Source organism: Mesorhizobium sp. M1273 (genome assembly GCF_040318195.1).
Lineage (GTDB): Bacteria > Pseudomonadota > Alphaproteobacteria > Rhizobiales > Rhizobiaceae > Mesorhizobium.
On record NZ_JAMYLV010000003.1, the window covers coordinates 179,572 to 205,256 of the forward strand.

The window sequence follows — 25,685 nt, forward strand, 5'->3', positions numbered from 1 at the left end:
TGCCTTCCGAAGCCGAATCCCGATTCGCGGCCGACGCCAAGATCCGCCGAGGAAGCCATGAATCCGATCCGCATAGACGACCCGCAGGATCCTCGCGTCGCCGCCTATCTCGACATCCGGGAACGCGATCTTGCCGGCCGGCAGGGCCGTTTCGTCGCCGAAGGCAAGGTGGTGCTCGACACGCTGCTTGCCGCCCGTCGCTTCGAGGCAGAATCGGTGCTGGTGCTCGAGAACCGGCTGGCCGGCCTCGATGACGTCCTGCGCAAGGCGCCTGCCGGGCTTCCGATCTATGTCGCATCCGGCGAAGTCATGGACAGGATTGCCGGATTCCACATGCATCGCGGCATATTGGCGATCGGCCGCAAGGGCGCGGCCGTCTCCGCTGAAGCTTTGCTCGGCGCACTGCCCGCCCGCGCGCTGATCGTGGTGCTGGTCGGCATCGCCAATCATGACAATATGGGATCGATCTTCCGCAATGCCGCCGCCTTTGGCGCGGATGCCGCGCTTCTCGATCCGACCTGCTGCGATCCGCTGTACCGCAAGGCAATCCGCGTCTCGGTGGGCGCGGCCTTGAAAGTCCCCTTCGCCTGCTTTGCCGATACCGCGGGCTGCACCGCAATGCTCGACCGGCAAGGCTTCAGCCAATTCGCCTTGTCGCCGCGCGGGCAGATCGACATTCGCGATGCCAAGAGAAACGAGCGGCTGGCGCTCTATCTCGGCACCGAGGGCGAAGGCCTGCCGGAAAGCCTGCTTGCCCGCCTGCAGACGCTGCGGATCGGTATGGCGCAGGGCTTCGACAGCCTGAACGTCGCCGCCGCATCAGCCATCGCGCTGCATCATTTTTCCGGAGCCTAATTTAGAGCCGGGGCGTCCCGCTCGCGCTTGTGGAATCTTAGTCGGTCGAAGCGGCCTTCTGCAGCGCCCGCACCCGATCGGCAAGGCTGCGTCCGCCGCTCCCCGGCCGCGTATCCTCAGGCGCTGCAAGCGCCCGGGCGATCGGCGAATCCGGCCCGTCGAGCTTTGCCGTCAAGGCCACGACTTGCGCCGCCAGATCGTTCATCTCTTCGCGCAATGCCGCGCTGGCGCTGCCGGTATCGTCTCCGGTCCGCGATTTCGACGTTTCGACGGCAGCAAGATCTGTCTTCAGCCGCCTGTTCTCGCGTGCCAGCGACGTCAGCCTGGCCTCCAGCCGCTCGCGGTCGGCGTCGAGCTTGGCGGTTGTCTGTTCGATGTCGCCGTTGGCGGCCACATTGACCTGACTGCCTGGCACGCCGGCAAGACCCACCGCAGGCGCCCTTTCAGCGCCTTTCGGCTTTTCGCGAAGGCGCACCAGTTCCTTCTCGCGGCGCTCGAGCCTGTCCTCGCGATCGGCCAGCGAGGCGAGCAGGCGTTCGACCTTCTTTTCCAGGTCGCCGGTTCTTTTCTTCTCGGCCTTCAGCGCGTCCCGCAAAACCTTGCTTTCGGCTGCCAATTCCTGGCTGCGCCTGTCCGCCTCCTTGCGCTGGCCGCGCAGCAGCGAAATGTCGCTTGCCAACTTCTGCAGCTCGGATTCGCGCGCCACCAGCTCGATCTGCCGGCTGCTGGATGAAAAACTGGCGTCGTCATACATGTGCTCCAGTTTCCGCAGTTCGAGCCCGCGCTTTTCGAGGGCGCGCTCGGTCTCCGCAAGCCGTTCCGACAGCTGCTGCAGTTGCTCATCGCGCTTGCGAAGCTCCTCGCCGCTGGCTGTAAGATCGGCGACGACCCGGTTCTTGTCCTGTCGCTCGGCCGCCAATTCCTTCAGGGCTTCGCGGTCGCGGCCGATCTCGACCAGCTGTTCGGCGGCTTTCTCGCGCAATGACTTGACGTTCATTTCAAGCCGGCGCACCGAAACCGCGAACTCGGCGCGAATGCGATCCTTGTCCGCCTGGATCTCGGCCAGCGTCAACGGCATCGAGCCCTCGACGCGCTTGCGCGTCAGCGCCACCGCCCGCCGCCACACGGCCGGAGCAATCATCAGCGCCAGAAAGCCGGCGCAGAGAAAGCCGAGAACAAAGAACAGGATCGACTGGACCAAGATGACTATCCGTTGTGCATGGCAACCGCCAAAGGTCGACTTTGCCATCTTCGCATGACGGAAATCCGGCACCACGGCAAGAGTATGCTGCGGCAAAGCTCAGACCGTGGGATCACAGCTCCAATCGCAGTGGCGCCATCATGCAGGTCAGAACGGATTCCAGGTCGCGCGCTGGGTGAGCTTGAGGTAGCCGAGATTGACGCCGAGACGAGCGCCGACGCCGGTACGGATCGGCACGAGCAGCACATTGTTGTTCTTCAGCACGTTGAAGCCGACGCCGGCGACGACATAGGCGGAGCCGGCGACGCCGCCAAAACGATTATACAGGCTGCTCACATCGTCGAGATTGTAGACCAGCATCATGACGCGCGAGCCCTCGCCGCCGAAATCCCAGCCGAGCGAAGGGCCTTGCCAGAACACTTTGTGGTCGCCGGCATTCTTGGTGTAGAGCGTGCCTTCGCCATAGGTCAGGCCACCGATCAGCGCCCCGGACCCCTCTTCGCCGAGCAGATAGCCGTTCGGCAGGCCATAGGTGGCGAAAATCTTCTCGACGACGGTGGCGAGCCCGCCCGACGTCGCGCCGAAGAATTTATGACCGGAATCGACGATCTCCTGCGCGGTGTATTCCTGCGCCCGCGCGGCCGATGCCGAAAAGGCGACAAGGCCGATGAGCGCGATCGTCATTGAGATGACACGGAAAAAAGTCCGGTCGTAGAATCGGGAAACCATGCTTCCAATCTCCGTCAGGGAGCACTTTCGCCGACGCCTCGCACCCGTACGGCTCTTTGGCGGCCGTTAAGGATGACTGTTAGGGGCAAACTATGCCGTAATCCTTTTTCAACCATTAAACTCCCACATGAAGATGGCGGTTCGAAGGCTGTTTTCACATCGCCCGCGCAGCACCCTGCTGCGTGAACACGCCATTTTCGACAATCATGATTTCGGATTTGTTGCTGCACGCACAAGCGCTGTGTATTCAGAATGCTTGGGAGAGAGCGTGATTCGTGTGGACAGGCGTGATCATGATCGCCCGGTCATTGTGTTGTGAAATTTGCAGGGATTTTTGCCGATGGCCGAGCTTTTCACCCTTTCCGCACCCGATCTGGCAGCGCTGCTGTGCAGCCGGGTCTGCCACGACATCATTTCGCCGGTCGGCGCCATAAACAACGGGCTTGAGCTGCTCGACGAAGGCGGCGCCGACGAAGACGCCATGAAGCTGATCCGCCAAAGCGCCAAAAACGCCTCCGCCCGCCTGCAATTCGCCCGCATCGCCTTCGGCGCCGCCGGTTCCGCCGGCATGCTGATCGACACCGGGGACGCCGAGGCCGTGGCCATCGCCTTCCTGAAGAACGAGAAGCCGGAACTGATCTGGAACGGAACCCGCGCACTGTTGCCCAAGAACAAGGTCAAGCTGCTGCTCAATCTCATCCTCGTCGCTAACGCCGCCATTCCGCGCGGCGGCAGGCTGGTGGTCACGCTGGAGAACCTCGAGACCGAGCCGCGCTTTGCGCTCGCGGCGAGCGGCCCGATGCTCCGCGTGCCGCCCAAATTCCTGGAATTGCATTCCGGCCACAGGCCGGAAGAGCCGATCGACGCGCATTCGGTGCAGCCCTATTACACGCTGCTCCTGGCCCGCGAAGCCAACATGACGATTTCGATCCATGCGACCGCCGACGAGATCGTCCTTTCGGCAGCCTGAAGTTCTCCTAAAGAGTGGGGAAAGTATTTTTCTCAAGTCATATTTGCGGCGTTGTTCCTAACATCTGTGGGGCGGGCTTGCGGATTGATTGCGTGAAGCATTGCGAAAGAAGATTTCACTTAAAACACCTTCAGGAAAATTTTACCTAACGGCTTTTCGGCTTCTTTACCAGATCGGCCTATGTTCCCCGGCAGATGCCACGACGCTGCCGGTTCGCCGCATGGCAAAGAGGGTCCCGGAATGAAACGCTGCATGTTCGTCGACAATTCGAGCGTCATCAGGAAGGTCGCAAGGCGTATCCTGGGCGGTTCCGGCATGATGGTGATCGAAGCCGCCAGCGGCAACGAGGCGATCGAGATGTGCGCGGCCGACATGCCTGATATCATCGTCGTCGACGGCGCCTTGCCGGACATGCAGGCGCAGGACCTCATCCGCCGCCTGCGCGCCATGGAAAGCCCGGTATTGCCGCAGGTTTTGATTTCGCTGGTCGAGGTCGATGTCGGGGCGATCATGCGGGCAAAACGAGCCGGCGCCCAGGGCTACCTGCTGAAGCCGTTCAACCGGCCGCAACTGCTCGAGTGCTTCCGCGCCTTGAAGATTGCCGCCTGATCAGAGCTGTTCCATTCCGACGAAAATCGGATCGGCTCTATCTTGTTGTTCTGCCGGGTTCTTTTCCGAAAAAATCGGCGCCCACCTTGGGATCACGCCCCTAGTTCAGGCGCTGACGCGGATATCTTCGGGCTCACGCAGCACATAGCCGCGGCCCCAGACGGTCTCGATGTAATTCTGCCCGCCAGACGCGGCGTCAAGCTTCTTGCGCAGCTTGCAGATGAAGACGTCGATGATCTTCAGTTCTGGCTCATCCATGCCGCCATAGAGATGGTTAAGGAACATTTCCTTGGTCAGCGTGGTGCCCTTGCGCAGCGAGAGCAGTTCCAGCATCTGATATTCCTTGCCGGTCAGATGCACGCGCTGGCCACCGACCTCAACGGTCTTGGCATCGAGATTGACCACTAGGTCGCCGGTGGTGATGACCGACTGGGCGTGGCCCTTGGAACGCCGCACGATGGCATGGATGCGGGCGACCAGTTCGTCCTTGTGAAAGGGCTTGGTCATGTAATCGTCGGCGCCGAAGCCGAGGCCGCGCACCTTGTCCTCGATGCCGGCCATGCCGGAGAGGATTAGGATCGGCGTCTTCACCTTGGACAGGCGAAGTGTTCTCAAAACTTCATAGCCCGACATGTCGGGGAGATTGAGGTCGAGGAGAATGATGTCGTAATCGTAAAGCTTGCCTAGATCGACGCCCTCTTCACCAAGGTCAGTCGTATAGACATTGAAACTTTCCGATTTCAGCATCAGCTCGATGCTTTGTGCGGTTGCACTGTCGTCTTCTATCAGCAGAACGCGCATTTCATTCCCCTTTTCTGCTGCCGGACCATTTCACGACCCGTCCAGGACCGGAGCAGTGATTGCCTGAGCAGAGGCTGCCATCGAATGGTTAATAAAACCTAATTCCCCGTCCATGACGGTATCAGATTTTTTAACCCCTTTCTACACCTTGTTGAATCCAATAACGAATCACAGACCCAAACCGTTAACGCAGCACATTAATAAGCCAGACTAAGTGACTCTTCGGACTCGTTGGCCGGGTTTCCCGACGAGAAGCAGAATTTTTACCCGCCCTTAAGTCCTGAGCCGTATGATTAACAATGCCCGTAAACGAATGGTTACCGCCGGCAAAAAACTTTAGGAGTTTGTTTCCCATAGTTCGGGGAAAGCCGGTGGAAACGGGTCAAGCCTGGGCCTTGCCGGGTGAATTGGACGATATGTGCAGGTGTGCGTTTCCGGGAGTACCGAATCATGAAGTCACGTGAAAACCTCGTTCGGCTGAAGCAATTTCAGGTGAGCGAGAAGCGGCGGCAGCTGCTGCAGCTCGACATGATGATCGCCGAATTCGAGCGCATGGCCGTCGAGCTGGAACTTCAGATTGCTGCCGAAGAGAAGAAGGCCGGCATCACCGACATCAATCACTTTGCTTATCCGACCTTCGCCAAGGCGGCACGTCTGCGCCGCGACAACCTTAGAAATTCGCAAAGCGACCTCGCCCAGCAGCGAAATGTCGCCGAATCATTGCTGAGCGAAGCCGAAGCGGAGCTTTCCAAGGCCGAGATGCTGGAATCGCGCGACACCAAGGCGCGCGACACAGAAGCCGGCGGCCGCAGCGCCATGATCGGGTGAAAACAAGACTTTAACGCGCGTCGCGCTTGCGCGCTATTGCTGCGCACCGAACTGTGCCCGCCTCAGGCATCCAGATCTTCTTGCTGTTCCGCCGCCCGTGCGCGCGCATTTTTGATGTCGGGCACATGCTGCTCCGACCAGGCTCTGATCTGATTGAGCAGCCCTGCCAGGTTCTGGCCAAGTTCGGTCAACTCATATTCGACCCGCGGCGGAATGACCGGGAAAACCTCGCGCCGCACAAGCCCGTCGCGTTCCAGGATACGCAGCGTCTGCGTCAGCATTTTCGGCGTGATGCCTTCGAGCTTGCGCGCCAATTCGCCGTTGCGGAGCCGGCCCCGGCGCAGCGCACAGATCACCAGGTAGACCCATTTGCTGGCGAGCGTCTCGAGCACGGCGTGTGACGGGCACGACCGCCGAAAGGCGTCATAGCCAAAAGGGGAACCATCTTCACTATCCATGGGGTGCATATATATCAAAAAGGTACATACTAGACAAGAGAAAATAACTATCCAAATGATAGTGGCACATCAAAACCAGCAGGAGAGCCTTCCATGCGTGCCATTATCCAGAATTCCTTCGGCGGACCCGATGTCCTCGTCATTGCCGATCGCCCCGCGCCATCACCCGAAGCCGGCGAAGTGCTCGTCCGCATCGAAGCGGCCGGCATCAATCCGGTCGATGGTGCGGTGCGCGGCGGCCACTATCCGCTGCTTGGCGAGCCGCCTTTTGTCCTTGGCTGGGATGTTTCGGGGACTGTCGAGGCGCTGGGCTCCGGCGTCTCCGGCCTCAAGGTCGGCGATGCCGTGTTCGGCATGCCGCGCTTTCCCAAACAGGCGGCAGCCTACGCCGAACTCGCCGCTGTCCCGGCTGATGAGCTTGCGCCGAAACCTGAAGGCATAGATCACGCGCAAGCCGCCGCGCTGCCGCTGGCCGGCCTGACGGCCTGGCAAGGCCTTGTCCGCCATGGCCGGCTCGATTCTGGCAAGCGCGTGCTGATCCACGCCGGAGCCGGCGGCGTCGGCCACCTGGCGGTGCAGATCGCCAAGGCGCACGGCGCTTACGTCGTCGCGACCGCCAGCCCGGAAAAGCTCGATTTCGTCCGCTCGCTCGGCGCCGACGAGGTGATCGACTACACAAGGGATGATTTCACCGCGAAGGCCCGCGACATCGATCTGGTTCTGGACCCGTTCGGCGGCGTGCATGCGGAGCAATCACTGAAAGTGCTCACTGCCGGCGGCGTTCTGGTGTCGCTGCTCGATGTCAGCGATGCCACCAAGGCAAAGGCCAGGACGCGAGGCATCCGCGTCGAGCGCATGTCCGTAGTGCCCGACCGTGCCGCTCTGGTGGAGCTCGGCAAATTGATCGACGCGAAAAAGCTGGCCGTCCACGTGGCAAAGGCGTTTCCGCTCGAACAGGCCGGTGCCGCCCATGCCTTTCTCGCCACCAGGCCGATCGGCAAGGTGGTGCTGACGGTCTGAAATTGCAGATCGTCGACCCTCGCAGACGTAAGGGCGCTGATCAGCGCCCTTATCGGCCTAATGCCGGTATTGCTGGATGCGCGTGGTGCGCAGGCCGGCAAGGCCGTATTCGTCGATCGACGCTTGCCAGGACAGGAATTCCTCGGTGGTGAGCTTGTAGCGCTGGCATGCCTCTTCGAGGCTCAAAAGCCCGCCACGCACCGCCGCCACCACTTCCGCCTTGCGCCGGATAACCCAGCGACGTGTGTTTGTCGGCGGCAGATCGGCGATGGTAAGTGGGCTGCCGTCCGGCCCGATAACATATTTGACTCGCGGTCTAATTAGATCGGTCATCGTACTCTCTACAAAAAACTCAAAGACCCAATCCCCACCACATTACCGCCACAGCTTTAAAATTTGCCTAAGCAGACCCTAATGGTTAGGTAAGGATCATGAACGCGGCGTTAGCCTTTTCATCGGCATTTGAAACATCTGCCGGCAAGCGCATTGAACCCGGCAGGAAAAATGAGCCGGCCCGGCAAAGCTGGCGCAGCCGAGACGCTTGACCTATATTCCGGCCATTGGCATTGAAGCGCCGCGCAGAACGAAAGAACCATGAACAGCCTCGATCTTCCCGGACGCCCCGAAAACACCCGCGTCGTCGTCGCCATGTCGGGCGGTGTCGATTCGTCGGTCGTTGCCGGCCTCCTGAAGCGCGAGGGCTACGACGTCGTCGGTGTCACGCTGCAGCTTTATGACCACGGCGCGGCAACGCACCGGGCCGGCTCATGCTGCGCCGGCCAGGACATCGACGATGCCCGCCGCGTCTCCGAGACGCTCGCCATCCCGCATTACGTCCTCGATTACGAGGAGCGCTTCCGCAAGGCGGTGATCGACCCGTTCGCCGAGAGCTATGTCGCCGGCGAAACGCCGATCCCTTGCGTTTCCTGCAATCAGACGGTGAAATTCGCCGACCTTCTTGCGACCGCCAAGGAACTCGGCGCCGACGCGCTGGCGACCGGCCACTACATCCGTTCCGGCGCCAATGGCGCCCACCGCGCGCTTTACCGGCCGGTCGACGCCGACCGCGACCAGAGCTACTTCCTGTTCGCCACCACCCAGGCACAGATCGACTATCTGCGTTTTCCGCTCGGCGGCCTGTCGAAGCCTGAGGTTCGCGCCATCGCCGAGGAGATGGGACTGACGGTTGCGGCCAAGCAGGACAGCCAGGACATCTGCTTCGTGCCGCAGGGCAAGTATTCCGACATCATCGCCAAGCTGAAGCCGGCTGCCGCCAATCCAGGCGACATCGTCCATATAGACGGGCGCGTGCTTGGCCGCCACGAGGGCATTTTGCGCTACACCGTCGGTCAGCGCCGCGGCATCGGCATCGCCTCGGGCGAGCCGCTCTACGTCGTTCATCTCGACGCCGACCGGGCCCGCGTCGTCGTCGGCCCGCGCGAGGCGCTGGAGACCCACAAGATCTTCTTGCGCAACATGAACTGGCTGGGCGATGGCCCGCTGACCGCTATCCCGGCGGCCGGGCTTGAGCTTTTCGCCAAGGTGCGCTCGACGCGGCCGCCGCGCCCGGCCGTGCTGCATCACCGCGCCGGTGTCACTTCGGTGGAACTGGTAGACGGCGAATCCGGCATCGCGCCCGGTCAGGCTTGCGTGCTCTATTCCGACGATGGCAACGAGGCGCGCGTGTTCGGCGGCGGCTTCATCGAGCGCTCCGAGCGCGGCGCCGAGGCCGAGGCGATGCTGACGCGGCTTGCCGTCCAGCCGGCGCGGGTACCCGCCGAATAGACGGCGTTTTCTCTTAGGGCCTTGTATGGGCGACGGTGCCGGCGGTCAGGATGCGCAGCACGCGGATGGCCTCCTCGCCGCTGGTGCGCGGTTCGGCCCGCGTCTCGATGCAGTGGATGAAATGCTCCAACTCGCGCGTCAGCGGCATGCCCTCACCGACCGCGACATAGGACGGCTCGTTGGCGGTGAACGCCCATTGGCCGCTGTCCTGCCACACCGCGTGGCGATAGACGGCAAGCTTGCGCTCCCACGGCTCGACATCGTCGAACACCGCCATCGCCTTGGTGCCGACAACGGTCAGCCGCCGTTCGCGGTAAGGGTTGAGCCGCGAGGCGAACAGATGGCCGCGCAGGCCGTTGGGAAAGCGCATGTGCAGATGCGCAAAGTCGCTGAGATTGTCGAGAAGAGCAGCGCCTTCGCCGCGCACTTCGACCGGTTCGGTGCCCGTGATGGCCAGGATCATCGACAGATCGTGCGGCGCCAGATCCCATAGCGCGTCGTTTTCGGTGTGGAACTTGCCGAGGCCGAGCCGATGCGAATGGATGTAGCGGACTTCGCCGAGTTCGCCATTGTCGATCAGCGCCTTCAGCGTCTCGAAGGCGGGATGAAAGCGCAGCACGTGGCCGACCATGAAGACACGGCCATTATCGGCGGCCGCCTGCACCGAGCGTTCGGCATCGGCCACCGTCAGCGCGATCGGCTTCTCCACCAGCACGTCCTTGCCGCCGAGCACGGCGCGCACCGCCATGTCGGCATGGAACTGCGGCGGCAGCGCCATGACGATGGCGTCGACATCGTCGCGGGCAAACAGCGCCTCCGGCTCTATGGCCAGGCAATCCTGCTCGCTGGCAAAACCCTCCGCGCGCGCGGGGTTGACGTCCGAAACCGCATGCAGCGCGCCGAGCGCCTTTAGGGTGCGGATGTGGTTGCTGCCCCAGTATCCGCAACCGAGGACTGCAATGCGCGGTTTCATGAATTCATGACCATGACTTTCGTGGCCGAGACATAGCGACGTGCCTCGCTGAACTCAACCCCGGCCTGTGCGCCCAAATGTCTGCCCGGCAAAGCTTTCGGCGCCAGCAATATGCCGGCGCGGCAGCCACTTCGATGCTTGACAGGCTTGGCCTCGCAACCTTATATCCGCGCGACCTTGGCGAACGCGCCGATATGCCTGCCGATTTAAGCTGGATTTCGGGCCTTCGCCGCCCTGGCGGGGTAGCTCAGTTGGTTAGAGCACGGGAATCATAATCCTGGGGTCGGGGGTTCAAGTCCCTCTCCCGCTACCATCACTACCTTGTCCAACCCGGAGACATGGGTAACAGATTGTACTTAAGACATGGGTGACAACCTCGTGCCGAACGGGTTGTCGATGGTCTGCAAGGTCCTCTGTTCCAAGTCGATATACCCGAGATCGTAATGCATGAAGCTGACGAGCCAAATGCCGTCGTCGATCTCCTTGATTCCCAGCCTCTGACCGGCGAGCACGGTCGAGACGTTGATCTTCTTCCTGTGCATGCAGATGCGGCCGCAAGCGATAACTAGGCCAAAGGATTGGGCAAGGAGATTCAGCTCCCTCAGCCTCTGACGATCATCCGCTCTACAGCCGTCCCTCCTGCGGCCAGCTTCATCAGATCGGTGTCGAAATTGACATCGGCAGCGCTGCGCTCCGCGCGCGCCGCATTGCCTGCGAACTGGTGTTGATAGCCTTTCCATGCCGCGTCCGCGATGGATCGGCTGGTGCCACTCAACAGGAACTGGGTGAGCTCGGTAGCAGCTCGATCGATGCGACCGCCGAGCTCCGGCGACCCCCAATCCTCCGGGGCAGCAAAGATCGACGTCGGCACGGGAAAAGTGCGCAGAAACGCGAAAAGTGGGCGCATCTGCGCGTCCGCGACCATCGCATGGCGGGCGGTGCCGGCCGTCGCGGCGAGGATCACCGGTTTGGCAATGAGCAAGTCGTTGTCGAGGATATCGATGAACGACTTGAACAGCCCGCTGACACCGGCCTTGTAGACTGGCGTGGCGGCAACGACGGCATCGGCGCCGGCAAGCGTTTCGATTACGGACTGCACCTTGGCCTCGGGAAATCCGGCCACCACGGCACGCGCAATATCGACTGCAAGCGGAGCCAGGTCGATGACGCTAAGGACGGCGGTCTTTCCCGTACCAGTGATACGTTCGATGCTCTTCTGTGCGATGCGGTCGGCCAGCATCCGCGTTGTGGAGGGATCATTTACGCCTGCGTTCACCACGACGAGCCGTATGGGCTTCCCCCTGTTCTCGATGGTCTTCGTCATCTCTCTAATCCTTTCCCTGAAGACACCACCGGGGGCCTACCGCTTTGCGACATTGCCGGACCGGGCGGCCTGCCCCACGACCAACGGAGAGCGGGCCGATTCGCTTTTGTCGTTATCGTGATACGGCCGGACATCCGTCAGGTTGTCTCCGCGATTGGCATTCGGACGCGGCTGGCGCGGCGGCTGGTCTCCATACTTGACTTCCACCAGGCTCCGGTGCGTCGGGGCTCTGGCGGCGCCCGGCGAGCGTCGCGCCGCCATCTCCTTGCGGAGCACGGGCACCACCTCAGTGCCCAGCAGCTCGACCTGCTCGAGAGCCATCTCCAGCGGCAGCCCCATGGCGTCGAGAACCCACAGCTGCCGCTGATAGTCGCCGAAGGCTTCCCGGAAGCTCAGCGTCCTGTCGATGACCTCCTGCGGGCTGCCAACACTGAGCGGCGTATCGCGCGAATATTCTTCCAGCCGATAGGTCTTTCCGTAGATGGGGCTGCCTTCGAAATAGGGCCGGAATCGGTCGTATGCGTCCTGCGAGCGCTTCGCGATGAAGGCATAGCCACCAAGCCCGACGACGGCCTGCTCCTTGGTGCCATGTCCGTAATGCTCGAACCGCTCGCGGTAGAAGTTCACCAGCGGCAGGAAGTGCAGGTTGGGCGCAAGGATGTTGTTGGCGAAATAGCCGTTCCCGTAAAAAGCCGCCTGCTCGGCGATCTCCGGAGTGCGGATCGAGCCGTGCCAGACAAAGGGAGGAACGTCGTCGAGCGGACGCGGGATCGACGTGAAGCCTTGCAGCGGGGTCCGGAATTTGCCTTGCCAATCGACAACGTCCTCGCGCCACAGCTTGTGGAGCAGATTGTAGTTCTCGAGCGCCAGTGCGACACCGTCACGCATGTCCTTCCCAAACCAGGGATAGACCGGCACTGTATTCCCGCGGCCGAGCATCAGGTCCGTCCGCCCCTTCGAGAGATGCTGCAGCATCGCGTAGTCTTCCGCGATCTTCACCGGGTCGTTGGTCGTGATGAGCGTCACGGCGGTGCTGAGGATGATGCGCTGCGTCTGCGCGGCGATATGGGCGAGCAGAGTCGTCGGCGAGGACGAGAAAAAGGGTGGGTTGTGGTGCTCGCCGATGGCGAAGACATCGAGCCCGACCTCGTCCGCCCGCTTCGCGATCTTGACGATCGCATCGATCCGCTGCGCCTCGCTCGGCGTGACGCCTGTGATCGGGTTGCGCGTTACGTCGCTGACAGAGAAGATTCCGAACTGCATTTTGAAGCTCCAGGGGCTCGATGTCGGTAGATGTCTGCGTCAACGGGTCGTGATCCGCGAGTGGCGGGCCGGCCTACCCTCTTCGTGACTCGCCATGCTCAGCGAGCCGGGATCTTGGCTTTCCGCAGCCGGGCCCAAGCAATGAACAAGGACAAGGCGAGCAGCGTCAGGTTGATGGGCAGCATCTTGGCCGTCTCGCCGAGCAGCGCATGCGTGATGATCGCCCCCACCTGTATGAGTGAAAGCCCGACAGCCGCCAGCGGCGTCAGCCAAGGCTTGATCCGCGTCGCGGCCGGCAGGATGAGACCGACAGCGCCCAGCACTTCGAGAGTGCCTATCAGCCGTGTGACGGCTTCCGGTACATGGGTGACGAAGCTCATGCTCGCGGCGAGCGCGTCGATGGGCTGTGTCAGTTTCGCGCCACCGGCTGCCAGATAGAGGAGAGCCAGGAGCGCCTGTGCGATCCACAGCGCCAGGCTCCAACGATTGATGGGGCCGCGAACGGCGCCGGTTTGAGTTTTCATTTTGATCGTCCTTTTCGAAAATAGGGAAATTGGCGGCGGGAGAGCCGACTATGCGGGGCTCGCCGGTGCTGCCGATAGAACAGGCGGGAAAAATCGGCCCTGTCAGAGGCGTCCCCGCCGCTCCAACCGTGCTCGGCCTGGCGCTTCAGGCGGCCTTTGCGGCCGGACCCTGCAGCTTCGCAAGCTCCTCGTAATACCAGTACACCAGCGTGCGGGCCTTGTCGGCCACCGGCCCCGCCCAGTCGCGGAAGAGTTCGGTAACGACAGCCAAGGCCGTACTGGGGACCGCCCCGGCATGAGTGAGCCGCTGGATCGCCGTGCTGTGGGCAAGCTGCGACCGACCGCCGACGGCGTCGACCGGGAAAGCCACGTCATGGCCGTCCTTGAGCGCATCGATGACCGGGAAAGCAAGACAGATCTCGGTCCAGAGGGCGCCGATGATCAGCCGTTTGCGGCCGGTCTTCTCGACCGCGGCGCGAAAGGCCGGATCTTCCCACGAGTTCATTGTCGAGCGATCGATCACCTCGATGCCGGGCAGTTCGGCGAGGATCGCCGGAACCGTGGGGCCGTTGACACCCATGTTTGCACCGACCGTCGAGAGAATAATGGGCATGTCGAAAGCCCGTGCAGCCCTGATCAGTAGCCGCACGTTGAGCTCGACCAGGTTGGCCGGCGTTTCGGATCGGATCTGGCTGAACATTTCCGGCTGGTAGTCGATCAGCACCAGCGCAGATTCTTCGTATTTCCACACGTCTTGCACGCTCATCTATTTCTCCATGGGGTTGGTCCGGCGCGGCTATGCCGGATGAACTGACCCACAAAGGATGGCGTTCCTTGTCGGCTTAAGATAGCCTCCGGTTTTGCGATTGATTGTTGCTGAAAGCGGAACGCTATGGAGATTGAGGACGTCAGGACTTTCGTGGAGATCGCGGAGGGGCGAGGCATATCGCCTGCCGCGCGGCGGCTGGGCGTCGCAAAATCCGTCGTCAGCCGCCGACTGGCTCGGCTGGAGGAAACGCTCGGAAGCCAGTTGCTCTCTCGCACGACTCGCGGCGCCGCCTTGACGGAGGCCGGCGCGACGTTCCGCGACCACGCCACTCGCATCCTCGGCGAGTTCGAGGCGGCACAGGATGCAATAGCACCCGATGGCGCGGTGCGCGGGCTGCTGCGTATCGCCGCGCCCCTGTCTGGCGGGCCGAGGCTTGTCGCCCCGGTTCTTGCCGAACTCGCTCGACGCCATCCCTTGCTGCATGTTCATGCAGCCTACAGCGATCGTTTCGTGGATCTGATTTCCGAGGGCTTCGACGCGGGAATCAGGGCGGGATTTCTGCCTGACTCGAGCCTGATCGCCAGACGCATTCGGCCCATATCCGGCATGCTTGTCGCCAGCCCCGCCTATGTCGCCGGGCATGGGGCACCGCAAACGCTTGGCCAACTCGCGGATCACGAGTGCCTGTTGCAGGGGACCGAAGCATGGCGGTTCGTCGAGGGAGGCAAAACGATCGCGGTCCATCCTCACGGTCGTTTCAAGGCGGATAACGGCGAAGCGCTGCTTTCGGCGGCGCTGGCCGGACTCGGCGTGGCGGCCCTGCCGGATTTCCTGATCGAGCCCCACATCGCCTCCGGTGCGCTCATCCCCCTGCTTGCCGACCACACGGTGGTCGCGGCAGGGCTTTATGTGGTGCGTCCTCCCGGCGACTTCCCGCCACGCAAAGTCAGAGCGCTGATCGACATCATGCTCGAATATCACGCCGGCTGAGGACGGGCGCCCGACGGCCAATGGAGATCGGCGGCTGTGCACTCTGCGGACCCGGCCGAAGGCTATGGTTAGTATTCGATCGAGACACTGGCAGAACTCGCCTTCAAGCGGCTCAAGAGCGGCATGGGCACCCATAAGCTTCCTGCACGCGATGAGCGGCTCGTCCGAAGCTGGCTCATGGCCCATCTGATCCTGGCGCTGATGATCGACGAGCCCGATCACGCGCCGCTACAAGGTCGCCGTCGGCCGACCGCTTTTCCGCCTGGCCGAAAAGCACCGTACGGATAAGGCCACAAATACGAAATTGGAGACGCCGGAAGGCCATTAGGTGTCTCTCCAGCGAGACAGACTGTCTTATTTCGATGACTTATGGCGCGGATTTCGAACGCATACCTTCTGCCAAGAAGGAGAACCTACATGATCCAATCCGCTGATCTCAAGCGCGGGGCCTCCACATCCGAACCGCTTGCCCCCGGCCGAGCCTTACGTCTTCAAGCCTATGGCGGCCCCGAATCGCTGACAGTCGATAGCGTATCCGCGCCCGAGCCGGGTCCGGGCGAGGTCTTGGTGTCGGTCAAGGCCGCCGCGGTAAACGGTATCGACTGGAAAATCCGTGAAGGCTACCTCCGCGAGCGCTTCAAGCTGACCCTGCCCGCGACGCTTGGCATCGAAATGGCCGGCGTCGTGCTTCGGACCGGCCCCGGCGTCACAGGCGTGAAGCCCGGGGATCGGGTTATGGCCGCCATCGGTGGCGTCGGAGCCTACGCCGACCATCTGGTCATCAACGCCGAGAAGCTCGTCCTGACGCCGGCATCACTGTCCGACGTGGAGGCGGCGGCCATTCCGGTCGCGGCGATGACAGCCTGGCATGTCATTCAGGCGGCGGATTTCGACCTCTCCGGACGGCGGGTGCTGATCCATGGCGCAGCCGGCGGCGTGGGCGGCTTTGCCGTCCAGTTCGCCAAGGCGGCCAGAGCGACGGTCTTTGCCACGGCCTCGACCAATAGCCTGCCACATGTCCGGGCGCTCGGCGCGGACGAGGTGATCGAATATCGGCAGCAGAACTTCGAGCTGCTTGCGCGCGACATCGATTTCGTCGTCGACCTCGTCGGTGGTGAGGTCGTGAACCGCTCCTGGGCAGTCCTGTCGCCCGATGGCCTTCTCGTAAGCATCGCCGCCACGGACCTCGCATCACGTACGCCGCCAGGCCGCCGCGGCGTCTTTTTATCGAACAAACCTGATACCGCGCGCCTGACCGCGATCGCCCAGCAGGTCGCCGTCGGCGCCCTGCGATCGACGATCGCCGACGTGGTGGGCTTCGATGATTTGGCTTCCGCAATCGAGCGCAATCGCACCGGCCACGCACCCGGCAAGATCGTCGCTGATTTCACCCGCTGATCACCAAGTTTTCAACTTTCAAGGAGTTTATCATGACGACTATCTGGAGTCCGGTCCGCGTGGGCCAAATGGACCTGCCCCACCGCCTGGCCTTGGCCCCGATGACTCGCAGCCGTGCCGAGTTCAACGGCGTACCGGGCGAGCACGCCGCTGAATACTACGCCCAGCGCGCCTCCCTTGGCCTGCTGATAACCGAGGGTGTGCAACCCTCGGCCGATGGCCAGGGCTATTTCGCGACGCCGGGGATCCACGCACCCGAACATGTCGCCGGCTGGCGCAAGGTCACCGATGCGGTTCACGCAAAAGGCGCGAAGATCTTCCTGCAGCTCATGCATGTCGGCCGCATGTCGCACCCGGACAACACGCCGCATCACCGCCAGCCCGTCGCCCCATCGGCCGTCGCGCCCGGTGAGCAGATGTTCACTGCGAGCGGCATGCAGCCCATCCCCGAGCCGCGCGCGCTGACGACCGAGGAAGTCGCCGCCACGGTGCAGGACTTCCGGCGGGCCGCGCGGCTGGCTATCGATGCCGGCGCCGACGGCGTCGAGATTCACGGCGCCAACGGCTATATCGTCCATCAGTTCTTTGCGCCGAACGCCAATCACCGGACCGACGCCTATGGCGGGCCGATCGCTAACCGCATTCGGTTCGCCGTCGAAGTGGCGCAGGCTGTCGCCGATGAGATCGGCGCCGATCGCACCGCTATCCGCCTTTCGCCAGGCCTGCCTTTGGGCGGGCTTGATGAAGGTCCGGAGAGTCCTGCGCTCTATCGCGAACTGGTCGCCGCGCTGGCACCACTGAAGCTGGCCTATCTCCATCTGATGTATGGCGGGGGCGACGAGTTCCTCGCCGACATCCGCCGTGCGTGGCCCACGACCCTGATGGTGCTGCGGCTTGGCCGCACACGCGAAGCCCTGGACCAGGACATCGTCTCGGGCCAGGCAGACATGACCTCGATCGGCCGTTGGGCTTTGGCCAATCCCGACTTCGTCGAGCGTCTGCGGTTGGGCGCGCCCGTCAACGAGCCCGATCCATCCACCTTCTATGGCGGTGGCGCGGCCGGCTACACGGACTATCCGCGGCTTGCGGGCTGATGCGTCGGCTGCTGTAGTTCATCGGACTGCAGCAGCCACCTTCTGGCGGTCGTCGCTTGCGTTATTGGATCAAGCTGGCCCGCGACGTGGGTGATGGCGTTGGCCGACAGAAGGTAACCGTGGCGGCTTCAAATCCGAATGAACGCTGCCAATTCGTCGGGAGTTCCTTTTGGGAACGCTCCTCTCAGATGGTCGAGAAAGGCGGAAACGCGGGCATTCAACAGGCGCCGCGACGGGTAGAGCGTCCACAGTGCCGTATCGGGACCATCCACGTCCCCCCAATGCACCAACGTGCCGGCGGCCAGATCATGACTCACGAGCGATACCGGCAACCGTGCCGCACCCACGCCCATGACGACCGCATCGCGAACCATGATGATCGACGACAGGCTGAGCACCGGGGTGAACGCGATCGTCGTCGGCCCCGTGTCCGGTTTGATATTCCACAACGAGAGTCCTCTGTCCGAGCTCCGCACGACAGCGGGAGCGGCGTCTCCGTCTCGCGGTCTCGCCACTTGCGGGCTCGCCACGATCACAAGCCGATCACGCATGAAGACCCGTCCCACCAGGCTTTCATCGGAACGCGGATTGACGCGAATGGCCAGGTCATACCCTTCTTCGACCATGTCGACTGCACGGTCTTCGGTCGTGACTTCAAGGATAACGTCGGGATATTTGAGCGAGAAGCCTGCCGCCAGCTTACCCATCGCAAGTTGAGAGAAGAGCAACGGTGCACTGATCCGCAAATTTCCACGCGGTTCCCGGTCTCCCGACGCAATCGCTGCGGCCGTCTCCTCCACTTCCGTCAGCAAGCGACTGGTTCGCTCATGCAGGTCCTTTCCCTCCTGCGTGAGCTTCAGGGTACGCGCCCCGCGCTCGAACAAGCGTAGGCCCAAGCTATTCTCCAGTTCTGCGGCGCGCCGCGAGAGCGTCGCCTTGGGGCGCCCTGTGGCGCGCGCGGCTCGCCCGAATCCACCATGACGTGCAACCAGATTGAAGTCGGCTAGGGCGAGCAGGTCCATGTGTTCCACCAGTGAGACAGGGTGTCTACAAATGGCAGCTTCCGGTGCGTTTGTGGACTCCTAAATAGCGCTAACGATCTGATAAAAGCAGGAGTGACCACATGACTATCCTCGTCACCGGTGCAACCGGAACCGTCGGCCGCAATGTCGTCGATCAGCTCATCAAGCGCGGCGCTAATGTGCGCGCGCTCGTCCGCGATCCCTCGAAGGCCAATTTACCAGCCGCCGTTGCCCTCGCCGAAGGCGATCTGCTTGACGTCGATGCGCTGCGCACGGCCTTCTCGGGCGTGTCCACCCTGTTCTTGCTCAACGCCGTGGTGCCCGACGAGTTTACCCAGGCGCTGATCGCCCTCAATCTGGCCCATGAGGCCGGGATCAAGCGGATCGTCTATCTGTCCGTGCTTCACAGCGACATCTACGTGAACGTGCCGCATTTCGCCGGTAAGTTCAGTGTCGAACGCATGCTGGAGCAGCTGGGCTTCAACGCCACCATCCTGCGGCCTGCATACTTCATCAACAACGACTATTCGGTGAAGGACGTGGTGCTCGGTCACGGTGTCTATCCGATGCCGATCGGTGACAAAGGCATCGCGATGGTCGACGCGCGCGATCTCGGTGAGATCGCAGCCATCGAGCTGGTTCGCCGTGAGCAGGCAAGCGAGCCGCTTCCTCTCAAGCGGATCAATGTCGTTGGTCCCGACACGCTGACCGGTGCCGATGTCGCCGCCATCTGGTCGAATGTTCTTGGGCGGACGATCCACTATGGCGGCGACGATACCGCTGGGTTCGAGCAAAACCTCCGAAATTACGCACCGAGCTGGATGGCGCTCGACATGCGTCTCATGGCCGAGCGCTTCCTTGTGGTTGGCATGGTCCCTGAGGCAGGGGATGTTGATCGATTGACCGGCATGCTGGGTCGCCCGCTGCGCTCCTATCGCGACTTCGCAGCGGAAATCGCTGTTTTGGCTTGATCATTCCGCATGTCTGAATATCGGCCTGCCGGTGCGCTTGCAACGCCGGCGGCCGAACGGGGTCATGCGGCGGCATATTCGAGCGCGCATAGCCGCCCCACGGCCAACCCGCAGTGCATCCGGCAAAAGGCATTTGCCATGACCAATACCGTGTTCAAGCCCATCGTCTACCTGCTCCATGGCTGCCCGTTCTGCATGAAGGTTCGCGTGTTCCTGCTTGAGGCGAGACTGCTCGACCAGGTCGACATCCGGCTGGTCGAACAGGGCAGCAAAGAGAAGTGCCAGATCACAGAGAAGCTCGCCGCGCACCTGCCCAAGGTCGGCTTTCCAACTGTCGAGCTAACGCCGGGACAGTATATGACGGAATCCGACGAGATCATCGCCTGGTTTGCCAAGGGCGCCGCCATCGACATCGCGACGCTGCCGACCTTCCAGGATTGTGTCGGCGGTATTTTCAAGGACCACATCAGCCTGTGCCGCGAGAACATGCGGCTCCAGCAGCAGGCGGTCTGAGAGCCGGTTCGAAACTGGGTGTTTGACACCGGACCTTGATGGTGCAGTCTCTTCGCCAGTGGGAGAAGCGCTTTGGGTCGGGTTCACCACGGGAGCGTACTTGTTCACCTATGTGGGCGTCCGGAAGGCAGTCCGCGGCAATATTGTCGGATATGCTTTCTGTTCAGATGCCTCGATTACCGCGGAAGGCAAAGCGAAACGCGCGTTGTGCATGTATTCGCACGGCAATCCGCGCGACCATATCGACCATTCCTGCCATCGCCGCGCGTTCTGGGTGTTTATGAACGCGGGTGTAAAGCAAGTCCTGGCCTGTTCGACCGTTGGCGCCATCGTGGCTGCCTGAATTGCAGCCAAAAGCGCGGCGGGGCAAATCAACGCGGTCTTCCCTATCTGAATGTCGGTAGAGGCAGCAGCGTGAGACAAGTGGCGCCGCTTATCAGAGCGCCGGTATCCTGGCCATTCGCCTGTGACAAGCCTCACTGGTCAGGTCGCATCACACTGCCCTGTTTTGCGTTGGTGCACGGCCGCCGCCGTCGGCGACGAGCACAGCACCGGTGACGAAGGAGGCGGCATCGGAAGCCAGGAACAGACAGCAGTTGGCGATCTCAGACGGTTCGGCGACACGCCTGAGCGCAATACGGCCGGTGAGCGCGGTGAACTCCTCGTCGGGCGTCGAGCCGTTGGCCGCTGCCGCCACTTCCATTTCGTAGACGCTCATCGGCGTCCGCACCCAGCCAGGCGCCAACGCGTTGGCGCGGATGCCGTCGGGGCCATGTGCAAAGGCGAGCGAGCGGGTGTAGGAGACGAGTGCTGCCTTGCTGGCCGAATAGGCGGCATTTTGGCCGCTGGCGTTGAAGGCGCCGACGGAGGCGATGTTGACGATCGCGCCGCCGCGCTTTTTCATGAGCGGCAGTGCGGCGCGGCAGACCATCATGGCGCCCGTCACATTGACCGCAAAGCTGCGCGCCCAGGTCTCATCGCTCAGGCTCTCCGGCTCGTCGAGGATCATCACTCCGGCGGCGTTTACGACGATATCAAGACACCCGCCGCAGGCGTCGATAGCACGTGCGACATCGTCTGCGCTGGTGATGTCGCCGAGCACGGCGGCACCGCCGCTCGCCTTGACGGCGCCGTCCAGTCCCTCACCGCCGAGGCCGAAGGCGATGACTTCGGCGCCGTGCCGGCCGAACAATTCGGCAGTGGCGCGGCCCATTCCGGTGGCAGCACCGGTGATCAGCGCCTTGCGGCCTTCGAGGCATCGGCTCATGTCAGCCCCCAATGGCGCTCGACGGCGAAGCCGGTTTCCGGCAGCGTTGAGCCGCCGTCGACGACGATCGTCTGGCCGGTAGTGTATTTGGCCTGCTCCGAGGCGAGGTAGAGCATGGCATAGGCAATGTCGTCCGCCTCGCCGAGATGGCCAACGGGGATGTGTTGGCCGAGGCGCCCGGCAACTTCCGGCGCGCTCATCGTGCCCCTGCCCGGCTTGGCTATGAAGCCCGGCTCGACACCGTTGACGGTAATGCCGTCGCGCGCGAATTCGAAGGCGGCACCCCGAATGAAGGCGTTGACGCCGGCCTTGGCGGCCGAGTAATGCGCGCCGCCGGCCATCGCCAAGCGCGCCGACACTGAAGAGGTGACAAGGATGCGGCCGAAGCCGTTCTTGCGCATCACCGGCACTGCTGCCTGCGCCAGCCAGAAGCAAGGCTTGAGGTTAAGCGCCAGCGCTTCATCGAGCTTGTCCTCGTCAAGATCCTCAATCGAGGCCCAGGGACAGCCGCCGGCATTGTGGACGACGATGTCGAGCCGGCTCGCCTGACGTACGATGTCGCCGACCAGTGCGTGCAGCCTGGCGCGGTCGAGCACAGCAAGCGGAACCGCACGCACATCAAGCTTGCGGGCGGACAATTCGGCGGCCAGCGCTTTTGCCATATCGAACGTTCGATTGGCGATGACGACACTAGCACCGGCCTCGGCGAAGCGGGTGACGATCGCAGCACCGATGCCGCGTCCGCCGCCGGTCACCAGCGCCACCTTGCCGCTGAGATCGAATGGTTTCGCCATCGCTCAGACGACTCCGGCGCCACGCACAAGATCTATGAAACGGGTGAAGACCTCGGCGTGGCGGTCGACATCGGCCTCGGTCGTCGCCGGACACATCAGGAACATGGTGTGGAAGGGCGTCACCAATATGCCCTCGTTCATGTAGAAGGCGTGCAGCAGCGTCTCGAGATCTCCGCGCCGGCCGGCGATGACGTCGGCGCCGTTCCGCGGCGGATCGGGCATGAACATGATCTCGGCGCGGGCGCCGATCTGCGTCACATGCCACGGCAACTTATTGGCGTTTATGATGCCACGTGCCATCTCCGCCAGCCGCGAGGCTCTGCCGATCATGATTTCGAAGTTGGCGGGCGTGAGCACCTCTTCCAGCACAGCGCGCATCGTGGCTACGGTGAGTGCGTTGCCGGCCAGCGTGCCGCCGATGCCGAGATGCGCCGACTGGCGCACGCGCGGATTGACCATCGGCACGATGGCCCACAACCGCTCGGCGATCGCCTGCGAGACGCCGAAGATGCCGGCCGGAATGCCGCCGGCGATGGCCTTCCCGGCGACCAGAATGTCCGGCTCCAGCCCATGCTCGGACGAATAACCGCCGGGTCCGCTGGAGATCGTATGCGTCTCGTCAATGATCAAGACCGTGCCGGTGCGGCGGGTGATCTCGCGCAGGGCGTCATGAAAGCCGTCGGCGACCGGGATCATGCCGAAATTGGTCATCAGCGGCTCGGTCAGCACGCAGGCGACGTCGCCAGCCGAGAGTGCCGTTTCGAGCGCAGCGACATCGTTGAACTCGACCACCCTCGATACGGCCGAATGGTCGACACCGTTGGGATGGATCATGTTGCGCAGGCCGACACGGCCGTCGCGGATCTCGACATGCGCTTCCTCGACGCTGCCGTGATAGCAGCCGGAAAAAACCAGCACCTTGTCGCGGCCGGTGATCATGCGGGCGATGCGGATGGCGCCGCGATTGGCGTCGGTGGCCGAGGTGGTCAGCGTCCAGTAGGGCAGTCCGAAGCGACGATGCAGCTCAGTGCCAACCCACAGGCTGTCCTCCGTGGGCAGCATCATCGTTGTGCCGTTCTGCAACTGGCGCAGTGCGGCGCAAGTCACCGCCTCCGGCGCGTGGCCGCACATGCCGCCAGTGTCGCCAAGGGCGAAGTCGACATAGTCGTGACCGTCGATGTCTCTTATATGGGCGCCTCTGGCCGACGCGGCATAAACCGGGAAGCCGCCGGCCCAGCGCCGCATCCAGTGCGAGGGTCCGCCATAGAGGAAACGCTGCTTGCCCTCTTCCCAGGCCGCCGCTGAGCGCGGATGCGTGTCACTGAAGCGCGCCTGCTCGCGGTCGAGCAGCTCACCAATGGTCGTTGAATGCGAAGCGCTTCTGCTGGCAGCCATCACAGCGCTTAACTCTCCCTGCCGCGCGATTATTTTGGGGCGCGCGCGTTCCAATCTGGTTCACTATTTGAACCAGCATTTTGTATGTTATAGACTGCAAGGCGGGTCGGCTGCTGTCAAGTTAATTCACACGCGAAGTATCTCGGAGAATCGATAATGAGCACAGTCGGCAAGGCGGTTTCGCTGCTGGAGCTGTTCACGGTGGGTGAACCGGAGATCGGCCTCTCCGACCTCGCCCGCAAGGCCGGTCTCGACAAAGCCACCGCAAGGCGCCTGCTGGTAGCGCTTTCCAACCACCGGCTGATCGAGCAGGAGCCGAAGAGTCGCCGCTACCGGCTGGGCGCCGGCCTGTCGCGGCTGGCCCGCATTCGCGACGCACATTTCCCTTTCGTCCGCGTCGCGGCGCCTGTGGCGCGAGAGCTTTCGCTCGAAACCGGCGAGACCGTGCATCTGTCGGAATTCAGCGCCGGGGCGCTGCTGACCGTCCATGTTGAGCTTTCCACCAAGGCCAACCGCGTCAATGTCGATGTTGGCCAGGTGCTGCCGCTGCACGGCACAGCGTCCGGCGTCGCCTTCCTGGCCGCTTCAAGCCCGGATGTGGTCGGCGCCTATTTCAAAAAGCCGCTGGAGGTGTTCACCCGGCATACGGTGACGCGGCCGGACAAGGTTGTGGAGGCGATACGGCTTGCCGCCACGCGCGGTTACTCTCGCAGCGCACAGGGCTATGAGGAAGGCGTGCACAGCATCGCCGCGGCGATCCTCGGCGCTGACGGCCAGCCGATCGGCACCTTGGCGGTGGCTTCGCCCGTCTCACGCGTCGACGACGCGACCGCAGCCACACAGGGCAGGGCAGCAATCAAGGCAGCACGGTTGATCACGGCGCGTCTCACCGGCGAACCTTAGCCTTGCATCTCCGCGACGGATGCATCGGGCATGCCCTTGCGCCATAATCTCGCAAAATCGGGCGGAACGAGCGGCTGCCCTCCGCCCGGATATCCGCAGAGCGAAGACGCTCGCGCAATGCCGCGAGCGGCTCATATAGCCGGCGGTCAGATTTCTGCTGCCCAAAGATCAGTTTCCGATCGGTTCGACCGGCTGGTCGGAACACGCTCAGGGCGTTGGACGGACTTTCTCGAAAGAGGAACTCGGGGCGACTTCGCTGTACACGGTGGCGAGACGACGCCCGCGAGCAGACATCAGCCGTTGCGGAAGAGGTTTCGAGGCCGCTGCCTGCCGTTCTGAGAAAGCATCTCGACGAACCGTGCAACCTTGGGCGGGCGGAACCGGCCGGCCGGATACACGGCGTGGATGCCGCCGGTAGGCAGCGTCCAGGCAGGCAGAATCGGCACCAGCCGGCCAGCCGCCATATGATCGCCGACAAGAAAATCGGGAAGGATCGACATACCGGCGCCCGCTAGGGTTGCCTCCAGCACGGCCGGGGTGCTGTTGATCGTCATGCCGGGCTTCATGCGGACTGTCCGCAGTTCATGATCCCCCCGGGTAAACCGCCACACCAGCGGCTCCTTCAGCGCGACATTCGCGACAAAGGGGAGGCCGGACAGTTCCTCGGGCTCGCTCGGGGACAAGTCTCCGGCTATGTCGGGCGCGGCGACCAGAAATTGCCGGAATGAGCTGATCCGGCGCGCCTGCAGGCTGGAGTCGGTAAGCCAACCTACGCGAATCGAAAGGTCGACCTGGTTGGCGACCAGATCCATCCTGGCGTCCGAGAGGATGAGATCGACCCGGCATGCCGGATAGATTCGACAGAACTCGGCTGCCAGTGGCGCGACGGTGATCGCGCCGTAATCGTTGGACGCGGTGATCCGCAGTACGCCCAACGGCTGAGCATTGGTCTGGGCAAGTTCGGCGAAGGCCTCTTCTGCCTCGCTCAGGATCATCACGCATCGCGCGTGAAGCTGCCAGCCTGCCTCGGTCGGCTCGACCCTGCGCGTCGTGCGCAGCAGCAGGCTTGTCTTCAATTCCGCTTCAAGCCGCGCAACCTGTTGGCTGACGACTGTCTTGTTGACGCCTAGCCGATCGGCCGCGCGAGTGAACGAGCCCATGTCCACCACGGCCGCGAAGTACGCCAGTCTGTTGAGGTTGATCGCTTCCATGCTCGCCTGCTCCGATTG

28 protein-coding genes, 1 tRNA gene and 1 pseudogene are annotated in these 25,685 nt (G+C 62.8%); 14 read left to right on the plus strand and 16 right to left on the minus strand.

Features of this window, described 5'->3' with window-relative positions:
• The first annotated feature begins 57 nt into the window (after positions 1-57).
• Complete coding sequence (locus NKH30_RS05205; protein ID WP_352502237.1) at positions 58-855, plus strand: TrmH family RNA methyltransferase; 798 nt, start codon at positions 58-60, stop codon at positions 853-855.
• A 37-nt stretch (positions 856-892) separates the two neighbouring features.
• On the opposite strand, the gene NKH30_RS05210 is transcribed toward NKH30_RS05205, so the two are convergent.
• Positions 893-2,056 (minus strand): coiled-coil domain-containing protein, encoded by a 1,164-nt coding sequence (locus NKH30_RS05210; protein WP_352540959.1) that lies wholly within the window; start codon positions 2,054-2,056, stop codon positions 893-895.
• 147 nt (positions 2,057-2,203) lie between these two features.
• Positions 2,204-2,785: a DUF1134 domain-containing protein gene (locus NKH30_RS05215; protein WP_023679557.1), complete on the minus strand. Its 582-nt coding sequence runs from the start codon at positions 2,783-2,785 to the stop codon at positions 2,204-2,206.
• Positions 2,786-3,125: 340 nt separating this feature from the next.
• Here NKH30_RS05215 and chpT point away from each other — a divergent pair, with 340 nt between their 5' ends.
• Positions 3,126-3,755 carry a histidine phosphotransferase ChpT gene (gene chpT / locus NKH30_RS05220; protein ID WP_352452917.1) on the plus strand — a complete coding sequence of 210 codons (630 nt, stop codon included), beginning with the start codon at positions 3,126-3,128 and terminating at the stop codon, positions 3,753-3,755.
• Between the two features lie 240 nt (positions 3,756-3,995).
• Positions 3,996-4,364: a response regulator gene (locus NKH30_RS05225; RefSeq protein ID WP_352994467.1), complete on the plus strand. Its 369-nt coding sequence runs from the start codon at positions 3,996-3,998 to the stop codon at positions 4,362-4,364.
• Between the two features lie 105 nt (positions 4,365-4,469).
• Here the strand turns inward: NKH30_RS05225 and ctrA are convergent, their stop codons facing one another.
• On the minus strand, positions 4,470-5,165 hold the full coding sequence (gene ctrA, locus NKH30_RS05230; RefSeq protein WP_006203583.1) for a response regulator transcription factor CtrA: 696 nt from the start codon (positions 5,163-5,165) through the stop codon (positions 4,470-4,472).
• Positions 5,166-5,615: 450 nt separating this feature from the next.
• On the opposite strand from ctrA, the gene NKH30_RS05235 reads away from it, so the two are divergent.
• Positions 5,616-5,993 carry a flagellar export protein FliJ gene (locus tag NKH30_RS05235; RefSeq protein ID WP_023719275.1) on the plus strand — a complete coding sequence of 126 codons (378 nt, stop codon included), beginning with the start codon at positions 5,616-5,618 and terminating at the stop codon, positions 5,991-5,993.
• A 62-nt stretch (positions 5,994-6,055) separates the two neighbouring features.
• Here the strand turns inward: NKH30_RS05235 and NKH30_RS05240 are convergent, their stop codons facing one another.
• Complete coding sequence (locus NKH30_RS05240; RefSeq protein WP_352540958.1) at positions 6,056-6,451, minus strand: winged helix-turn-helix transcriptional regulator; 396 nt, start codon at positions 6,449-6,451, stop codon at positions 6,056-6,058.
• Between the two features lie 93 nt (positions 6,452-6,544).
• Between NKH30_RS05240 and NKH30_RS05245 the strand changes: the two genes are divergently transcribed.
• Positions 6,545-7,471 carry an NADP-dependent oxidoreductase gene (locus tag NKH30_RS05245; RefSeq protein ID WP_352540957.1) on the plus strand — a complete coding sequence of 309 codons (927 nt, stop codon included), beginning with the start codon at positions 6,545-6,547 and terminating at the stop codon, positions 7,469-7,471.
• A 57-nt stretch (positions 7,472-7,528) separates the two neighbouring features.
• On the opposite strand, the gene sciP is transcribed toward NKH30_RS05245, so the two are convergent.
• The gene (gene sciP, locus NKH30_RS05250) at positions 7,529-7,804 is read right to left on the minus strand and encodes a CtrA inhibitor SciP (RefSeq protein ID WP_023679563.1); all 276 of its coding nucleotides are present in this window, start codon (positions 7,802-7,804) and stop codon (positions 7,529-7,531) included.
• Between the two features lie 261 nt (positions 7,805-8,065).
• Here sciP and mnmA point away from each other — a divergent pair, with 261 nt between their 5' ends.
• Positions 8,066-9,256, plus strand: a complete 1,191-nt coding sequence (gene mnmA, locus NKH30_RS05255; protein ID WP_352456412.1) for a tRNA 2-thiouridine(34) synthase MnmA — start codon at positions 8,066-8,068, stop codon at positions 9,254-9,256.
• Positions 9,257-9,269: 13 nt separating this feature from the next.
• Here mnmA and NKH30_RS05260 read toward each other — a convergent pair whose 3' ends face one another.
• The gene (locus NKH30_RS05260; RefSeq protein ID WP_352466761.1) at positions 9,270-10,229 is read right to left on the minus strand and encodes a Gfo/Idh/MocA family protein; all 960 of its coding nucleotides are present in this window, start codon (positions 10,227-10,229) and stop codon (positions 9,270-9,272) included.
• 236 nt (positions 10,230-10,465) lie between these two features.
• Here NKH30_RS05260 and NKH30_RS05265 point away from each other — a divergent pair.
• Positions 10,466-10,542, plus strand: a tRNA-Met gene (locus NKH30_RS05265).
• A 43-nt stretch (positions 10,543-10,585) separates the two neighbouring features.
• Here NKH30_RS05265 and NKH30_RS05270 read toward each other — a convergent pair.
• The 5 genes and pseudogenes from NKH30_RS05270 to NKH30_RS05290 all read right to left on the minus strand — a co-directional run.
• A pseudogene (locus NKH30_RS05270) lies at positions 10,586-10,798 on the minus strand (hypothetical protein); the annotation flags it as partial.
• Between the two features lie 32 nt (positions 10,799-10,830).
• Positions 10,831-11,553 carry a CE1759 family FMN reductase gene (locus NKH30_RS05275; RefSeq protein ID WP_352469679.1) on the minus strand — a complete coding sequence of 241 codons (723 nt, stop codon included), beginning with the start codon at positions 11,551-11,553 and terminating at the stop codon, positions 10,831-10,833.
• Between the two features lie 36 nt (positions 11,554-11,589).
• Entirely contained in the window at positions 11,590-12,816 is a 1,227-nt protein-coding gene (locus NKH30_RS05280) for a CE1758 family FMN-dependent luciferase-like monooxygenase (RefSeq protein ID WP_352994470.1), read from the minus strand.
• A 98-nt stretch (positions 12,817-12,914) separates the two neighbouring features.
• Positions 12,915-13,340, minus strand: a complete 426-nt coding sequence (locus tag NKH30_RS05285; protein ID WP_352767280.1) for a DoxX family protein — start codon at positions 13,338-13,340, stop codon at positions 12,915-12,917.
• A gap of 145 nt (positions 13,341-13,485) precedes the next feature.
• Positions 13,486-14,106, minus strand: a complete 621-nt coding sequence (locus NKH30_RS05290) for an isochorismatase family protein (RefSeq protein ID WP_352767278.1) — start codon at positions 14,104-14,106, stop codon at positions 13,486-13,488.
• Positions 14,107-14,232: 126 nt separating this feature from the next.
• Here NKH30_RS05290 and NKH30_RS05295 point away from each other — a divergent pair, with 126 nt between their 5' ends.
• From NKH30_RS05295 to NKH30_RS05305, 3 genes are all read left to right on the plus strand, one after another.
• Complete coding sequence (locus NKH30_RS05295) at positions 14,233-15,099, plus strand: LysR family transcriptional regulator (RefSeq protein WP_352539260.1); 867 nt, start codon at positions 14,233-14,235, stop codon at positions 15,097-15,099.
• Between the two features lie 369 nt (positions 15,100-15,468).
• A complete protein-coding gene (locus NKH30_RS05300) occupies positions 15,469-16,497 on the plus strand; it encodes an NADP-dependent oxidoreductase (RefSeq protein ID WP_352539261.1) in 1,029 nt (342 codons plus the stop codon).
• 32 nt (positions 16,498-16,529) lie between these two features.
• The gene (locus NKH30_RS05305; RefSeq protein WP_352469672.1) at positions 16,530-17,591 is read left to right on the plus strand and encodes an alkene reductase; all 1,062 of its coding nucleotides are present in this window, start codon (positions 16,530-16,532) and stop codon (positions 17,589-17,591) included.
• 128 nt (positions 17,592-17,719) lie between these two features.
• Here the strand turns inward: NKH30_RS05305 and NKH30_RS05310 are convergent, their stop codons facing one another.
• A complete protein-coding gene (locus NKH30_RS05310) occupies positions 17,720-18,613 on the minus strand; it encodes a LysR family transcriptional regulator (protein ID WP_352469671.1) in 894 nt (297 codons plus the stop codon).
• Positions 18,614-18,714: 101 nt separating this feature from the next.
• Between NKH30_RS05310 and NKH30_RS05315 the strand changes: the two genes are divergently transcribed.
• From NKH30_RS05315 to NKH30_RS05325, 3 genes are all read left to right on the plus strand, one after another.
• Entirely contained in the window at positions 18,715-19,584 is an 870-nt protein-coding gene (locus NKH30_RS05315) for an NmrA/HSCARG family protein (protein WP_352469670.1), read from the plus strand.
• Positions 19,585-19,722: 138 nt separating this feature from the next.
• Positions 19,723-20,097 carry a glutathione S-transferase N-terminal domain-containing protein gene (locus NKH30_RS05320; protein ID WP_352994474.1) on the plus strand — a complete coding sequence of 125 codons (375 nt, stop codon included), beginning with the start codon at positions 19,723-19,725 and terminating at the stop codon, positions 20,095-20,097.
• 100 nt (positions 20,098-20,197) lie between these two features.
• Positions 20,198-20,440 (plus strand): hypothetical protein, encoded by a 243-nt coding sequence (locus NKH30_RS05325; protein ID WP_352469668.1) that lies wholly within the window; start codon positions 20,198-20,200, stop codon positions 20,438-20,440.
• 150 nt (positions 20,441-20,590) lie between these two features.
• Here NKH30_RS05325 and NKH30_RS05330 read toward each other — a convergent pair whose 3' ends face one another.
• Genes NKH30_RS05330 through NKH30_RS05340 form a run of 3 tightly spaced genes read right to left on the minus strand, consistent with a single transcriptional unit; the run spans position 20,591 to position 23,553 of the window.
• Complete coding sequence (locus tag NKH30_RS05330) at positions 20,591-21,364, minus strand: SDR family NAD(P)-dependent oxidoreductase (RefSeq protein ID WP_352767268.1); 774 nt, start codon at positions 21,362-21,364, stop codon at positions 20,591-20,593.
• Positions 21,361-22,158 (minus strand): SDR family oxidoreductase, encoded by a 798-nt coding sequence (locus NKH30_RS05335; RefSeq protein ID WP_352539265.1) that lies wholly within the window; start codon positions 22,156-22,158, stop codon positions 21,361-21,363. Before NKH30_RS05335 ends, NKH30_RS05330 begins: the two co-directional genes overlap by 4 nt.
• 3 nt (positions 22,159-22,161) lie before the next feature.
• A complete protein-coding gene (locus tag NKH30_RS05340) occupies positions 22,162-23,553 on the minus strand; it encodes a transaminase (RefSeq protein WP_352994477.1) in 1,392 nt (463 codons plus the stop codon).
• Between the two features lie 156 nt (positions 23,554-23,709).
• Here NKH30_RS05340 and NKH30_RS05345 point away from each other — a divergent pair, with 156 nt between their 5' ends.
• A complete protein-coding gene (locus tag NKH30_RS05345; RefSeq protein ID WP_352994480.1) occupies positions 23,710-24,456 on the plus strand; it encodes an IclR family transcriptional regulator in 747 nt (248 codons plus the stop codon).
• Positions 24,457-24,749: 293 nt separating this feature from the next.
• Here NKH30_RS05345 and NKH30_RS05350 read toward each other — a convergent pair whose 3' ends face one another.
• Positions 24,750-25,667 (minus strand): LysR family transcriptional regulator, encoded by a 918-nt coding sequence (locus NKH30_RS05350; protein WP_352994483.1) that lies wholly within the window; start codon positions 25,665-25,667, stop codon positions 24,750-24,752.
• Positions 25,668-25,685 lie beyond the last annotated feature (18 nt).

Excerpts from the sequence above, each read along its gene's own strand:
- NKH30_RS05315 (WP_352469670.1), top strand. The coding sequence starts at position 18,715 with ATGACTATCCTCGTCACCGGTGCAACCGGAACCGTCGGCCGCAATGTC.
- mnmA (WP_352456412.1), top strand. The coding sequence starts at position 8,066 with ATGAACAGCCTCGATCTTCCCGGACGCCCCGAAAACACCCGCGTCGTC.
- NKH30_RS05280 (WP_352994470.1), bottom strand. The coding sequence starts at position 12,816 with ATGCAGTTCGGAATCTTCTCTGTCAGCGACGTAACGCGCAACCCGATC.
- NKH30_RS05310 (WP_352469671.1), bottom strand. The coding sequence starts at position 18,613 with ATGGACCTGCTCGCCCTAGCCGACTTCAATCTGGTTGCACGTCATGGT.
- NKH30_RS05215 (WP_023679557.1), bottom strand. The coding sequence starts at position 2,785 with ATGGTTTCCCGATTCTACGACCGGACTTTTTTCCGTGTCATCTCAATG.
- NKH30_RS05345 (WP_352994480.1), top strand. The coding sequence starts at position 23,710 with ATGAGCACAGTCGGCAAGGCGGTTTCGCTGCTGGAGCTGTTCACGGTG.
- NKH30_RS05285 (WP_352767280.1), bottom strand. The coding sequence starts at position 13,340 with ATGAAAACTCAAACCGGCGCCGTTCGCGGCCCCATCAATCGTTGGAGC.
- NKH30_RS05260 (WP_352466761.1), bottom strand. The coding sequence starts at position 10,229 with ATGAAACCGCGCATTGCAGTCCTCGGTTGCGGATACTGGGGCAGCAAC.
- NKH30_RS05300 (WP_352539261.1), top strand. The coding sequence starts at position 15,469 with ATGGCGCGGATTTCGAACGCATACCTTCTGCCAAGAAGGAGAACCTAC.
- NKH30_RS05245 (WP_352540957.1), top strand. The coding sequence starts at position 6,545 with ATGCGTGCCATTATCCAGAATTCCTTCGGCGGACCCGATGTCCTCGTC.
- NKH30_RS05225 (WP_352994467.1), top strand. The coding sequence starts at position 3,996 with ATGAAACGCTGCATGTTCGTCGACAATTCGAGCGTCATCAGGAAGGTC.
- NKH30_RS05290 (WP_352767278.1), bottom strand. The coding sequence starts at position 14,106 with ATGAGCGTGCAAGACGTGTGGAAATACGAAGAATCTGCGCTGGTGCTG.
- NKH30_RS05235 (WP_023719275.1), top strand. The coding sequence starts at position 5,616 with ATGAAGTCACGTGAAAACCTCGTTCGGCTGAAGCAATTTCAGGTGAGC.
- ctrA (WP_006203583.1), bottom strand. The coding sequence starts at position 5,165 with ATGCGCGTTCTGCTGATAGAAGACGACAGTGCAACCGCACAAAGCATC.
- chpT (WP_352452917.1), top strand. The coding sequence starts at position 3,126 with ATGGCCGAGCTTTTCACCCTTTCCGCACCCGATCTGGCAGCGCTGCTG.
- NKH30_RS05330 (WP_352767268.1), bottom strand. The coding sequence starts at position 21,364 with ATGAGCCGATGCCTCGAAGGCCGCAAGGCGCTGATCACCGGTGCTGCC.
- NKH30_RS05205 (WP_352502237.1), top strand. The coding sequence starts at position 58 with ATGAATCCGATCCGCATAGACGACCCGCAGGATCCTCGCGTCGCCGCC.
- NKH30_RS05295 (WP_352539260.1), top strand. The coding sequence starts at position 14,233 with ATGGAGATTGAGGACGTCAGGACTTTCGTGGAGATCGCGGAGGGGCGA.
- NKH30_RS05350 (WP_352994483.1), bottom strand. The coding sequence starts at position 25,667 with ATGGAAGCGATCAACCTCAACAGACTGGCGTACTTCGCGGCCGTGGTG.
- sciP (WP_023679563.1), bottom strand. The coding sequence starts at position 7,804 with ATGACCGATCTAATTAGACCGCGAGTCAAATATGTTATCGGGCCGGAC.
- NKH30_RS05240 (WP_352540958.1), bottom strand. The coding sequence starts at position 6,451 with ATGGATAGTGAAGATGGTTCCCCTTTTGGCTATGACGCCTTTCGGCGG.
- NKH30_RS05305 (WP_352469672.1), top strand. The coding sequence starts at position 16,530 with ATGACGACTATCTGGAGTCCGGTCCGCGTGGGCCAAATGGACCTGCCC.
- NKH30_RS05335 (WP_352539265.1), bottom strand. The coding sequence starts at position 22,158 with ATGGCGAAACCATTCGATCTCAGCGGCAAGGTGGCGCTGGTGACCGGC.
- NKH30_RS05275 (WP_352469679.1), bottom strand. The coding sequence starts at position 11,553 with ATGACGAAGACCATCGAGAACAGGGGGAAGCCCATACGGCTCGTCGTG.
- NKH30_RS05320 (WP_352994474.1), top strand. The coding sequence starts at position 19,723 with ATGACCAATACCGTGTTCAAGCCCATCGTCTACCTGCTCCATGGCTGC.
- NKH30_RS05340 (WP_352994477.1), bottom strand. The coding sequence starts at position 23,553 with ATGGCTGCCAGCAGAAGCGCTTCGCATTCAACGACCATTGGTGAGCTG.